This window comes from Escherichia sp. E13S3 (genome assembly GCF_004212325.1).
Classification (GTDB): Bacteria; Pseudomonadota; Gammaproteobacteria; order Enterobacterales; family Enterobacteriaceae; genus Escherichia.
Genome location: NZ_RHJR01000024.1, coordinates 149938 through 163401 on the forward strand (window position 1 = coordinate 149938; position 13464 = coordinate 163401).

11 protein-coding genes are annotated in these 13464 nt (G+C 50.2%); 4 read left to right on the forward strand and 7 right to left on the reverse strand.

Annotated elements, in window-relative coordinates; translation table 11 throughout:
* The first annotated feature begins 33 nt into the window (after positions 1–33).
* A complete protein-coding gene (gene uidC, locus D9597_RS22230; RefSeq protein WP_130224762.1) occupies positions 34–1299 on the forward strand; it encodes a glucuronide uptake porin UidC in 1266 nt (421 codons plus the stop codon).
* Positions 1300–1524: 225 nt separating this feature from the next.
* Here the strand turns inward: uidC and D9597_RS22235 are convergent, their stop codons facing one another.
* Entirely contained in the window at positions 1525–3033 is a 1509-nt protein-coding gene (locus tag D9597_RS22235) for a YdgA family protein (RefSeq protein ID WP_130224764.1), read from the reverse strand.
* A gap of 100 nt (positions 3034–3133) precedes the next feature.
* Positions 3134–4309 (reverse strand): mannose-6-phosphate isomerase, encoded by a 1176-nt coding sequence (gene manA / locus D9597_RS22240; RefSeq protein ID WP_130224766.1) that lies wholly within the window; start codon positions 4307–4309, stop codon positions 3134–3136.
* 198 nt (positions 4310–4507) lie between these two features.
* Between manA and fumB the strand changes: the two genes are divergently transcribed.
* Both fumB and fumC read left to right on the forward strand, forming a co-directional pair.
* Positions 4508–6154 (forward strand): class I fumarate hydratase, encoded by a 1647-nt coding sequence (gene fumB / locus D9597_RS22245; RefSeq protein WP_130224768.1) that lies wholly within the window; start codon positions 4508–4510, stop codon positions 6152–6154.
* A gap of 139 nt (positions 6155–6293) precedes the next feature.
* Complete coding sequence (gene fumC / locus D9597_RS22250; RefSeq protein WP_130219047.1) at positions 6294–7697, forward strand: class II fumarate hydratase; 1404 nt, start codon at positions 6294–6296, stop codon at positions 7695–7697.
* Here fumC and tus read toward each other — a convergent pair.
* The 3 genes from tus to rstA all read right to left on the reverse strand — a co-directional run bounded on the left by tus (position 7694) and on the right by rstA (position 10722).
* Positions 7694–8623 carry a DNA replication terminus site-binding protein gene (gene tus / locus D9597_RS22255; protein WP_130219049.1) on the reverse strand — a complete coding sequence of 310 codons (930 nt, stop codon included), beginning with the start codon at positions 8621–8623 and terminating at the stop codon, positions 7694–7696. The two genes, fumC and tus, sit on opposite strands and share 4 nt — an antisense overlap.
* A gap of 74 nt (positions 8624–8697) precedes the next feature.
* Complete coding sequence (rstB, locus tag D9597_RS22260; protein ID WP_130224770.1) at positions 8698–9999, reverse strand: two-component system sensor histidine kinase RstB; 1302 nt, start codon at positions 9997–9999, stop codon at positions 8698–8700.
* 3 nt (positions 10000–10002) lie between these two features.
* Positions 10003–10722 carry a two-component system response regulator RstA gene (rstA, locus tag D9597_RS22265; RefSeq protein ID WP_130209325.1) on the reverse strand — a complete coding sequence of 240 codons (720 nt, stop codon included), beginning with the start codon at positions 10720–10722 and terminating at the stop codon, positions 10003–10005.
* A gap of 128 nt (positions 10723–10850) precedes the next feature.
* On the opposite strand from rstA, the gene D9597_RS22270 reads away from it, so the two are divergent.
* Positions 10851–11186: a GlpM family protein gene (locus D9597_RS22270; protein ID WP_130209323.1), complete on the forward strand. Its 336-nt coding sequence runs from the start codon at positions 10851–10853 to the stop codon at positions 11184–11186.
* On the opposite strand, the gene folM is transcribed toward D9597_RS22270, so the two are convergent.
* Together folM and D9597_RS22280 are read right to left on the reverse strand one after the other, a co-directional pair.
* Positions 11183–11905 carry a dihydromonapterin reductase gene (folM, locus tag D9597_RS22275; RefSeq protein ID WP_130224772.1) on the reverse strand — a complete coding sequence of 241 codons (723 nt, stop codon included), beginning with the start codon at positions 11903–11905 and terminating at the stop codon, positions 11183–11185. The two genes, D9597_RS22270 and folM, sit on opposite strands and share 4 nt — an antisense overlap.
* A gap of 37 nt (positions 11906–11942) precedes the next feature.
* Entirely contained in the window at positions 11943–13325 is a 1383-nt protein-coding gene (locus D9597_RS22280; RefSeq protein ID WP_130209319.1) for an amino acid permease, read from the reverse strand.
* Between the last annotated feature and the right edge of the window lie 139 nt (positions 13326–13464).

Consider the following 13464-nt stretch of genomic DNA (forward strand, 5'->3'; position numbering starts at 1 on the left):
CATAAAAATAATCAGAACATCAAAGGTGCAACTATGAGAAAAATAGTGGCCATGGCCGTTATTTGCCTGACGGCTGCCTCTGGCCTTACCACCGCTTACGCTGCACAACTGGCTGACGATGAAGCGGGACTACGCATCAGACTGAAAAATGAATTACGCAGGGCTGACAAACCTAGTGCTGGCGCAGGAAGAGACATTTACGCGTGGGTACAGGGAGGATTACTTGATTTTAATAGTGGCTATTATTCTAATATCATTGGTGTCGAAGGCGGGGCATATTATGTTTATAAATTAGGTGCTCGTGCTGATATGAGTACCCGCTGGTATCTTGATGGTGATAAAAGTTTTGGCTTTGCCCTGGGGGCAGTAAAAATAAAACCCAGTGAAAATAGCCTGCTTAAATTAGGTCGCTTCGGAACAGATTATAGTTATGGCAGCTTACCTTATCGTATTCCGGTAATTGCTGGCAGTTCGCAACGGACATTGCCGACTGTTTCCGAAGGAGCATTAGGTTACTGGGCTTTAACGCCAAATATTGAATTGTGGGGAATGTGGCGTTCACGAGTATTTTTATGGACCGATTCAACAACCGGTATTCGTGATGAAGGGGTTTATAACAGCCAGACGGGAAAATACGATAAACATCGCGCACGTTCTTTTTTAGCCGCCAGTTGGCATGATGATACCAGTCGCTATTCTCTGGGAGCATCGGTACAGAAAGATGTTTCCAACCAGATACAAAGTATTCTCGAGAAAAGCATACCACTCGACCCGAATTATTCGTTGAAAGGGGAGTTGCTCGGCTTTTATGCGCAACTCGAAGGCCTAAGTCGTAATACCAGCCAGCCCAATGAAACGGCGTTGGTTAGTGGACAATTGACCTGGAGCGCGCCGTGGGGAAGCGTATTTGGCAGTGGCGGTTATTTGCGTCATGCGATGAATGGAGCCGTGGTGGACACCGACATTGGCTATCCCTTTTCATTAAGTCTTGATCGTAACCGCGAAGGAATGCAGTCCTGGCAATTGGGCGTCAATTATCGTTTAACCCCGCAATTTACGCTGACATTTGCACCGATTGTGACCCGCGGCTATGAATCCAGTAAACGAGACGTGCGGATTGAAGGCGCGGGTATCTTAGGTGGCGTGAACTATCGGGTTAGCGAAGGGCCGCTACAAGGGATGAATTTCTTTCTTGCTGCCGATAAAGGGCGGGAAAAGCGCGATGGCAGTGCGCTGGGCGATCGCCTGAATTACTGGGATGTGAAAATGAGCATTCAGTATGACTTTATGCTGAAGTGAGAAAAAACGCCGGAGTGAAAATTCTCCGGCGTTTCAGATTGTTGACAAAGTGCGCGTTTTTTATGCCGGATGCGGCGTAAACGCCTTATCCAGCCTACAAAAGCTCATAAATTCAGTATGTTGCAGGAAAAGGTAGGCCTGATAAGCGTAGCGCATCAGGCAATCTCTGGTTTGTAATCAGACGAATACGCCGGAGTGAAGATTCTCCGGCGTTTTGGTCGTGAATTACTGCTGCGGAATTGCCGGTACAGCCGGAACGTTAAGAGCTGGCATCGCAAACATGCCAACGAAATCTTCTAACGACATTTTCTGTCCGTTTAACGTGATCTGACCGTTAGCATATTGCAGGCTGGTGGTGATGGTGTTGTCCTGCAAGGTGGTCAGACGGAACATCTGCCCCATTGCTGATGCACCTTCAACTTGCTGTTTCGCCAGTTTTTTCGCTTGATCTTCCTGATATCCTTCCAGCTTCGCTACCTGAGTCATCAGCTCAGTTGCCATATCCACCGGAATGGTCAGTTTCGCATCCAGAGATTTGACCGAGCGGTCCACTTCCTGTGCCAGCGTTTGCGGCGCTTCTTTAGTCGTTGCCGGATCTTTCAGGAACAGCGACAGATTCAGCGCACTTTCACCCTGACTGTTTTTCCAGCTTAGTGGCGCGATAGTAATCACTGGATCGCCTTTCAACATCAGCGGCAGGGCGCTAAAGAAGACTTCTGTCACTTTCTCCTGATAAAGTTCGGGATTGTTGGCAATTTCTGGCTGTGCCAGCAGCGCCTGAGTTTGCGCGTTATATTGCTGGCTAAACTGATGCCAGGCCTCGCCATCAATCTGGCCGACTTTTAAGGTCAGCTTGCCGCTGCCCAGATCCTGATTCTGAACCTTCAGGCTATTTAGCGAGTAATCCAGTTGGCTATTGATCGTTTTACCGTCATTGACCAGATCCGATTTACCGCTGATCTCCATGCCTTCCAGCAGTGCCAGTTCTTTGCCTTCCACTGAAATGGTCATTTTTTCCAGCGACAGTTTTTGGTTTCCTACGCGCTCACCAAAACTTGCCAGCGTGCTGGAACCGTCAGTTTTCATATTATTAAAGGTCAACTGTACTTTCTGGTTATACTCATTAACCGCATCCACCCGACCGCTTTGTGCTTCCCCTGACAGGGAGATAGCTTTGCCGTCTCTGTCAGCATTTAACTGGAACTCGCCGCCGCTAAAGGCGACCTTTTCATCCTTTTGCTCGTAATTCAGTGGCTTGAGTGAAATATCGGAACTGGAATCACCGCTGTAACCAATGCGGGAGTTAATCTCAAAAGGCGTTTCACCTTTTGCCATATCAAACAGTGGTTTGCTTACTTCGTTATTGACCAGCGTGGTTTGAATTGATGCCATCGACGGAATCAGGTTCAGTTTTTTAAGCTGGGCAAGGGGGAAGGGACCGTGATCAACCGATTCGTTGAAGATGACGCTCTGACCGCTTTTAATCCACGGATTTTCTTTCCCGGCAATGGGTTTCACCACCAGTTGCAACTGGCTGCTGAATACGCCGCGATGATAGTTTTGATAACTCACTTCCAGGTTGGATTCAGGAGCTGTCAGTTTGAGTTGCGCGTTTGCCTGCGCGACCATGTCTTCAAGATGGGTTTCAATCTTCTTGCCTGTGTACCATGCGCCGCCTGTCCAGACTACGCCGAGCGCAACAATGACGCCTACCGCTACCAGCGATTTATTCATAATGATTATCCATAAAATAAAATCAGGCGGACTGGCCGCCTGAAGGTGTTATAAGCCTTTAATAAGCTTAGCAAGAGATGTTAATTTTTTCAGTAAGCTCTTACAGCTTGTTGTAAACACGGGCTAAACGGCCGTGGCCTTTGACCGTCACCGGTGACTCGTTGGCGGCAATAAACGCTGATTCACCCGGTTTAAGCTGTAACTGCTGAGAACCTTTACACAGCGTTGCATCGCCCTCGACGCAGAACAAAATGGCGGCACTCTGCTGGCTGATGGTGGTTTCTTGATCGCTAAGGTCATGCAGCGAGAAGGCAAAATCATCCACCGGAATCGGGAAGTCCAGTTCTGCACCTTGTTTCACAGGCTGGGTCAACAATTGGTTAGCCGGTTTGGCTTCGAACTTCACGTTGGCAACCAGCTCTGGAATATCAATGTATTTAGGCGTCAGACCCGCGCGCAGCACGTTATCGGAGTTCGCCATCACTTCCAGAGCCACGCCTTGCAGGTAAGCGTGCGGTGTTTCAGCGAACAGGAACATCGCTTCGCCAGGATTCAATTTCACGACATTCAGCAACAGCGGGGAGAACAGACCGCTGTCATCCGGGTAAAATTCAGAAATTAAACGAATCGTTTGCCACGGTTCGCCCTGCTGACTGTCGAGCGCCGATTTCAAAATCGCCAGCGCGCGGGATTTCTCTTCACCCTGCATATTTAACAGGCTGGCAAACAGTTCGCTTAAACGTTCGGCATTGGGCTGCTGCAAAAAGTGAGCAATGGCCGGATGTGCGCCCGCGACGGGCTGAAGCAGGGAGACAATGTCGGAAAACTCACGAAACGCGTTCATCGCGAGGAAAGGGGTCAGGGCGAAAACCAGCTCAGGCTTGTGATTAGGATCTTTATAGTTACGCTCGGCGGCATTCATCGGAATACCGGCGGCATTTTCTTTGGCAAAACCGATTTCAGAATTGCGTTTGTTTGGATGCACCTGAATGGAGAGTGGCTGGGCTGCGCATAATACTTTGAACAGGAAAGGCAACTCGCCAAAGCGTTTGGCAACGGCATCTCCCAAAAGAGTCGATTTATCACTCTCAATCACATCACGCAGTGAAACGATATCTCCTGCGGCATCGTACACACGTGAACTGCTCTTTGGATGCGCGCCCATCCATAACTCGGCCATCGGCTGGCTGGACGGATTTTCCATGCCATAAAGTTCAGTCAACGCCGTTTTGCTGCCCCAGGCATAGTTTTGCACTGAGTTAATGAGTTTTTGCATGATCAATCCCTGTTTAAATGTGGAAATTAATCCCGCTATTAAAGCAAGAATCCTACGGGAAGTAACCTGGAGCCGCAAAAAGTCGTACTAGTCTCAGTTTTTGTTAAAAAAGTGTGTAGGATAATGTAACTCGCTTTTAACAGGGCAATGGAACACTCGCCCAAAGCATAACCAAACCAGGCAGTAAGTGAGAGAACAATGTCAAACAAACCCTTTCATTATCAGGCTCCTTTCCCACTCAAAAAAGATGATACCGAGTACTACCTGCTGACCAGCGAACATGTCAGCGTATCTGAATTTGAAGGGCAGGAGATTTTGAAAGTTGCACCAGAAGCGTTAACTCTTCTGGCGCGTCAGGCGTTTCATGATGCGTCATTCATGCTGCGTCCGGCCCATCAACAGCAGGTAGCCGATATTTTGCGTGACCCGGAAGCCAGCGAAAACGACAAGTATGTGGCACTGCAATTCCTGCGAAACTCCGATATCGCCGCAAAAGGCGTTCTGCCAACCTGCCAGGACACCGGCACCGCGATTATCGTTGGTAAAAAAGGACAGCGTGTATGGACCGGTGGTGGCGACGAAGCGGCGCTGGCGCGCGGTGTCTATAACACTTATATCGAAGATAATCTGCGCTACTCGCAAAACGCGCCGCTGGATATGTATAAAGAGGTGAATACCGGCACCAACTTGCCAGCGCAGATCGATCTTTATACCGTTGATGGCGATGAGTACAAGTTCCTCTGCATCGCCAAAGGTGGTGGTTCGGCAAACAAGACGTATCTCTATCAGGAAACCAAAGCGTTACTGACGCCGGGGAAACTGAAAAATTACCTGGTTGAGAAAATGCGCACACTGGGTACGGCGGCGTGTCCTCCGTATCATATTGCGTTCGTTATTGGCGGAACTTCTGCGGAAACTAACCTTAAAACGGTGAAACTGGCTTCCGCTAAATACTATGACGAACTGCCAACGGAAGGGAACGAGCACGGTCAGGCGTTCCGCGATGTGGAACTGGAAAACGAATTGCTGATTGAAGCGCAAAATCTCGGGCTGGGCGCGCAGTTTGGCGGGAAATATTTCGCCCATGACATTCGCGTGATTCGCCTGCCACGCCACGGCGCATCCTGCCCGATTGGTATGGGCGTCTCCTGTTCTGCTGACCGTAATATCAAAGCGAAGATTAACCGTCAGGGGATCTGGATCGAAAAACTGGAACATAATCCTGGCAAATACATCCCTGAAGAACTGCGTAAAGCGGGAGAAGGCGAAGCGGTACGCGTTGACCTTAACCGTCCAATGAAAGAGATCCTCGCACAGTTGTCGCAGTATCCCGTTTCTACACGCTTATCGCTTAACGGCACGATTATCGTCGGTCGTGATATCGCTCATGCCAAACTGAAAGAGCGGATGGATAACGGTGAAGGGCTGCCACAGTACATTAAAGATCATCCAATTTACTACGCGGGTCCGGCCAAAACGCCGGAAGGTTATGCCTCCGGTTCTCTTGGCCCAACGACTGCCGGACGTATGGATTCTTACGTCGATCAACTGCAAGCGCAGGGCGGCAGCATGATCATGCTGGCGAAAGGTAACCGCAGCCAGCAGGTGACGGATGCCTGTAAAAAACATGGCGGTTTCTATCTCGGCAGTATCGGCGGGCCTGCGGCAGTGCTGGCGCAGGGGAGTATTAAGAGTCTGGAATGTGTTGAATATCCGGAACTGGGAATGGAAGCCATCTGGAAAATCGAAGTGGAAGATTTCCCGGCGTTTATCCTGGTGGATGATAAAGGAAATGACTTCTTCCAGCAGATACAACTCACGCAGTGTAGCCGCTGCGTGAAATAAGCAGAGCCGCCCTTCGAGGCGGCTTTTTTACATGGCACGAAATACCAAACATTTGTTATCAAATAGTAAATAATGAGTGAGCTAAAAGTTGCTTAACGTAAGCAAAGAAGAAAAAAATTAATCAGGTGAGGAGCAGGCCATGAAAACAGTACGCAGCGAAAAAGATTCGATGGGTGCGATCGATGTCCCGGCAGATAAGCTGTGGGGCGCACAAACTCAACGCTCGCTGGAGCATTTCCGCATTTCGACGGAGAAAATGCCAACCTCACTGATTCATGCGCTGGCGCTAACCAAGCGCGCAGCGGCAAAAGTTAATGAAGATTTAGGCTTGCTGTCTGAAGAGAAAGCGAGTGCTATTCGGCAGGCGGCGGATGAAGTACTCGCAGGACAGCATGACGACGAATTCCCACTGGCTATCTGGCAGACCGGCTCCGGCACGCAAAGTAACATGAACATGAACGAAGTGCTGGCTAACCGGGCCAGTGAATTACTCGGCGGTGTGCGCGGGATGGAACGTAAAGTTCACCCTAACGACGACGTGAACAAAAGCCAAAGTTCCAACGATGTCTTTCCGACGGCGATGCACGTTGCGGCGCTGCTGGCGCTGCGCAAGCAACTCATTCCGCAGCTTAAAACCCTGACACAGACTCTGAATGAGAAATCCCGCGCATTTGCCGATATCGTCAAAATTGGTCGTACCCATTTGCAGGACGCTACGCCGCTGACCCTGGGGCAGGAGATTTCTGGCTGGGTAGCGATGCTGGAGCATAACCTCAAACATATTGAATACAGCCTGCCACACGTGGCGGAACTGGCGCTGGGGGGGACTGCTGTAGGGACGGGGCTGAACACCCATCCGGAGTATGCCCGTCGCGTGGCGGACGAGCTTTCGGTCATTACCTGTGCGCCGTTTGTTACCGCACCGAACAAATTTGAAGCACTGGCGACCTGTGATGCGCTGGTTCAGGCGCACGGTGCGTTAAAAGGATTGGCGGCGTCACTGATGAAAATTGCCAATGATGTCCGCTGGCTGGCCTCTGGCCCGCGTTGCGGCATTGGCGAAATCTCAATCCCGGAAAACGAGCCGGGCAGTTCAATCATGCCGGGAAAAGTGAACCCAACGCAGTGTGAAGCATTAACCATGCTTTGCTGCCAGGTGATGGGGAATGACGTGGCAATCAACATCGGCGGCGCATCTGGTAACTTCGAACTGAACGTCTTCCGTCCGATGGTGATCCACAATTTCCTGCAATCGGTGCGCTTGCTGGCAGATGGCATGGAAAGTTTTAACAAACACTGCGCGGTGGGAATAGAGCCAAATCGCGAGCGTATCAACCAACTACTCAATGAATCGCTGATGCTTGTGACCGCGCTAAACACCCATATTGGCTATGACAAAGCTGCGGAGATCGCCAAAAAAGCGCATAAAGAAGGGCTGACCTTAAAAGCTGCCGCCCTTGCGCTGGGCTATCTTAGCGAAGCTGAGTTTGATAGCTGGGTGCGACCAGAACAGATGGTCGGCAGTATGAAAGCAGGGCGTTAATCTGCGACATACAGGTGCAGCCGGGGAATGATCAAACGAAGCGGCTGCGCCTGGGGTTTAAAACGATGCTGAACATTGTCGGCATCGTAATTTAACAGCTCACCAACGTCTGGCATGCCTGCGCCATTATCCCGATTAATCAGCGCGATAAGCGGTGTCGGGCAGGCGTGCTGAACTTGTTTTTGATCCCCCTTGTACCAGACACGGGCAATTGGCTGAACCTTCACCGGACGTTTGATTTTTAACTTCGCGTCCTGTGGCAGGGCGGCAATATCCTGATACTCGCGTTCCAGTTTTCCCTGCCACTCCTCGCGCGTCCACGGTGCAACGCTACGTGGCGATTTCAGGCTCTTTTCCAACTGCGCCAGCACCTCATCACGATGCAAATTTTTAATGATATGTTTATTCGCCCAGCCAAAACGTAAAGTGGCGGGGTCGTGCAGAACGGTGAGCGTGCGATAAGCATTAAGGGTAATCAGCCCCGGCAAATGACGATGTACCCATTCAAAACGCGCTGCTGTAGGCAGTTCTGACTCAACCGTAACGATATGCTCGAAAGTGGTTTTAAGTTGATTGATGCGCTGTATATGACTTGCCAGCGCCGTTTGTGAAAGGTTATCGACCTGATAGCACAACACGCCAGGCAGACGAACAGCCGCCTTGCTGCTGCGATTTTCGGACTGTTGTTGAATAAACAAATGGCGGAAATGACGTAGTGCCAGCGCCTGCGCTTCTTTCCCGAGATGTTGCTTAACCTCAATGCGATTAAGCGGATTATGCTCATCCTCCTTTTTGACCTCCGGTAACGAGAACACGCGGGCAACCAGCAACTTGTGCTGTTCAAGTTCAGCGGCAAACGCTGCCAGTTCTTGTTCCATCTGGCGAAAAGTCGTATTGAGTCGGTCAACAAGATCGTAACGGGCCATAAAATTACCACTTTAGTTACAACATACTTTATTTATAGCACATTGACGACAACTTAACCACCGTGCGTTTGGTGTCAGGCAGAAGTAAATTGCGGGATGTTGTGCCACAGTGGCCAGCTGAACGAGAAGCGGGCGCCCCCCAGTTCGCTAGTGTCACAATTGACCGTACCGCCCATTGCCAGAGCGATGGAGTGGACAATCGCCAGCCCCAGCCCACAGCCACCAGTTGCACGGTCCCGGCTGGGATCGAGGCGAACAAAGGGTTCAAAGATATGCTCGCGATTTTCTGCCGCAATTCCCGGACCATCATCTTCAACAATCAATGTTGCTCTGTTTCCTGCCAGTAGCAGGCTGGTTTCAACGGTTGAATGGCAGTAGCGCAGGGCGTTGTTGAGTAAGTTATCCAGCACGCGCTCCATTAAGCGCATATCCAGTGCCGCGTAATTACCTGGCGTGATCGTTTTTATCCGTACCGTTTTGTCGGGGGTCACGGCCTGAATATCTTGCAGATGTGTTGACAGCCACAACGGCAGGTCTGGTTCGCTAAGATGCAGTTCATTTTGTGGGCGATCGAGCCGGGCATAAGTCAGCAGTTCTTCAATTAAAGCTTCCAGTTGACTGATATCGCGATTCAAGGCCTGGGACTCTATGGCGTTCAGGTTGTCGCTCATCTCCAGCCGATAACGCAGGCGCACTAATGGCGTTCGCAGTTCATGGGCAATGCCATCGATAAGCTGCTTTTTACTGGCAATCAACGCGTTGATATTGTCCGCCATCTGGTTAAACGCCACGCCAAGTCGTTCAAAGCTTGAACCCTCATCAAAGTGAATACGTTCATTGAGATGCCCATCGCCGAATCGTTGCGCCGCCGCTTCCAGTTTTAACATGTCTTTCCAGTGCGGACGCATCCAGATAAACACCGGAAAGGCGAGGGAGATGGCAATAAAGGCGATCAGCACGATATCCAGCAAACGCATTTGATGGAGGAAATAAAGATAAGGAACGGGACCCACGGCAAGCACGTAGTGGCTGCGCGGGATACGCTGTAAAAAAGTGTACTGATCATCCAGAGCAACAATCTCTCCGCCACGCAATCGGTGCATGGCGTTATTATCGAGATGATATTTACTCAGCGGCTCGACGCGCAGATCGAAAGAGAGATTTAAATCCATCTCCTTCAGCGTTTTTCCCCAGTCGTGCGGAGGGATCTCGCGTAATTCGCTACGCATCAGATACAGCGAACTGTTCATCAAATCATCCAGTGACTGTTTGCCCGCGCGTTCGGCGGTAAATTTGTACACCAGGCCAACCAGCAGAGACATCACCAGAAAGCAGACAAACAGCAAAAGATAAAACTGGATAAACAGTTTTTTCATCGCTTATTCCCACGCATGAGGCGCAAAAAGATAGCCTTTGTTACGCACGGTTTTAATGCGGTAGGGTTCGGCAGCGTTATCGAGCAGTTTTTTTCGTAACCGCGAAATAGCTACATCCACGCTACGATCCAGCCCGTCATAACTTACGCCGCGTAAATTCTTCAGCAGCGCATCCCGGTCCATAATTTGTCCGGCATGGGTGGCTAATTCCCATAACAATTCAAAATCAGCCGTCGAGAGGGAAATCTCATGGTTAGCAAGCGTCACTACGCGGTTGATGGGGTCGATAGTTAACGTACCGAAATGCAATGGTTTGTAAGGTGTCAGAGACGTTTCCTGAATACCTTTGGTCAGCGTCGCTTGTTCGTTCTGGCGCAAATGTAAACGTAAACGCGCCAACAGAACAGCGGGGGGCGTTGTTTTGAGAATATAGTCGCAGGCGCCCATTTCCAGCGCCAGAATGTGGTTCATATCGCTATCGAGAGAGGTCAGCAGAACAATCGGCCCGGACCACTTTGCGCGTAAATCGCGGCAGATGGACATTCCGTCTTTGCCAGGCAGCATGATATCGAGCAGCACCAGATCCGGATTTTCCCGCAGAATTGTCTCTTCGGCATGGTCGCCGCGCGGTTCCACGGTAACCTGCATATCATGCTTTGCCAGGTACGCGGCAATCAGTGAACCAACTTCTGTGTCATCTTCCACAAAAACGATAGTGTTCATATTATTCACGGCAGATATAAAAACGTCACAATACACCGCGCTGATTTTACTTACTATCAATCGTTTCTAAACAAGGTTGCATCGGGTATTCTACAGATGACTTGTTATGGAAGTGTTAAGGTAAAACAATGGGGCTGGTAATCAAAGCCGCGCTTGGTGCGCTGGTGGTGGTGTTGATTGGTGTATTAGCAAAAACGAAAAATTACTATATCGCCGGGCTGATCCCGCTTTTCCCGACCTTTGCGCTTATCGCGCATTATATTGTTGTCAGTGAACGCGGCATTGAAGCTTTACGCGCCACAATCGTTTTCAGTATGTGGTCGATTATTCCCTATTTTGTTTATCTGGCGTCGTTGTGGTATTTCACCGGAATCATGCGCTTGCCCGCTGCTTTTGTGGGTTCTGTTGCGTGCTGGGGGTTAAGCGCATGGGTGCTAATTATTTGCTGGATGAAGCTGCATTAACGCAAATGACGACCGCCATCAAGCGGGAAACTGCGTCCGGTTACAAAGCAACTGGTGAGTAAGTAATCGACAAGATCGATAACTTCTTTCTCACCAGGCGCGGTTTTCATCAGTGATTTATTCAGCGCCTGTTGGCGATATTCGGCATCATCATGCTCGTTAAACAGGATCAGCGATGGCGCAATAGAATTCACTTTCACTTCCGGTGCCAGCTTGCGGGCAAACGAACGGGTCATATTATCCAGTGCCGCTTTACTTGCAGCATAGGCAATATGTTTGTCGCTTCCGCGCTCCACCACATAATCGGTGAAGTGAATGATATCGCTGGCGGCGTGTCCGTGACCGCGCAGTAATCTTTCCAGCGCATGGTTGAGCAGGTAAGGGGTATTAACATGGATCTGCACCATGCAGGCCAGAACATCAGTCAGTGGCGTACCTGGTTTTTCTGCCATCCACGCACTGGCGTTATGCAAAATGGCACGCAGGCCGTGAGTGGTTTTTAACACTTCATCGGCAAACGCCATCACGCCGTCGTTCGTTGAAAAATCAGCCTGAATACACTGCGCACCCGCATTAATCAGTCCATCAATGGCAGGATAGTGCGTTCGATAGCTGACAATCACCGGTTGCTTTTGATGAATGAAATGCCAGGCGAGAGCGAGGCCGATGCGACGGCCTCCACCAGTGATTAATATTGGCAAGGGCTGGGTTTTCCCCATCGTTAATCTCCTTTGCAAGCATACGATGGGACGAACGTTATCCCACCAGCATCCAGGTTGCCGGAACTGCGGCAATTAACAGCATGCCAATCAGCACCATTTCCTGACGATTCAATACATTATCATGTGTATGCGTTTTACGCGCGTACAGGAAGACCAGTAGCCCTGGCGCATACAAAACGACGGACAACAACAGGTGCATTGGGCCTGAAGCGTATAATAACCATAAGCCATAAATGCAGGCGCCGACACCTACCGCTTTATGCAGTGGACGAGTAGCGATTTTCAACAAGAATGCGCCAACCAGGAAATAGGGCACCAGAATCATCTCTGAGGCGATGGTCAGCAACGTGTTGTAATCGGAACCAGTCAGCCAAATCAGCACCAGACAAATTTGCACGCAGATGTTGGTCAGCCACAGCGAGGCAGACGGCGCTGCTTGTGCATTCTGGCGCGCAAAAATACGCGGGAATGCCTTATGGGTAGCTGCCAGGAAGGGGACTTCTGCCGCCATAATGGTCCAGCTTAAATACGCGCCACAAACAGAAACGATCAATCCGGCAGCGATGATAATCTCGCCCCACGGCCCCATCATTTTCACCATCAGACCGGCCATAGACGGGTTACGAATCTCAGCCAGTTCAGGACGAGCAACCACCCCCAGCGAAAGCAGCGTGACTAATAAATAAACGCCCAGTGCAGAAAGCACCGCCAGAAGCGTTGCTTTGCCAACATCATGTTTATTCCGCGCCCGTGAAGAAACAACCACCGCACCTTCCACACCAATAAATACCCACAGTGTGATTAGCATGGTGTTTTTCACCTGTTCCCATACCGGCACGCCAAGCGCAAGGCCTGTAAAGTCGAGCTTGAAGGTGTCCAGTTTGAACATCATCATCGCCAGCACAATAAACAAACCAAGCGGCAATAATTTTGCCAATGTCGCCACCAGGTTAATGCTGGCGGCGGTTTGTACGCCGCGCAGAATCAAAAAGTGAACAATCCACAACAATGCCGATGCACCGACGATCGATTGCCAGGTGTTACCATCGCCAAACAGGCGTAGTTCCGGCGTATCGGTGAAGAAACTTAATGCGGAAAAGACGATAACCAAATAAGAGACGTTGGCGATAACCGCACATAGCCAGTATCCCCATGCGGAGCAGAAGCCGATTAACTCGCCAAACCCTTCCCGTGCATAGGTAAAAATACCGCCGTCAAGGTCGGGACGAATGCGTGTCAGGATCAGCATGGCAAAGGCCAGCAATAAGATGCCAGCGCCAGTAATACCCCAGCCGATGAGCAGTGCTGCCGGGCTGGCAACCGCCGCCATATTTTGCGGCAGACTGAAAACACCCGCGCCCAGCATTGAGCTTAATACCAGCGCGGTGAGTGCGCTCAGTCCCAGTTTCTTTTCCATCGATATCCAGTATTTAAAACGTGTTCAGAAGAATAAATATTAGGGCAAAACGCATAAAAATGGTGAATGCCACTAAAGCGCGGGATTTTACGAAGAGAAGTGGCGGCATGCAATGGTTGCGGGAAAATTTGTAGCTAAA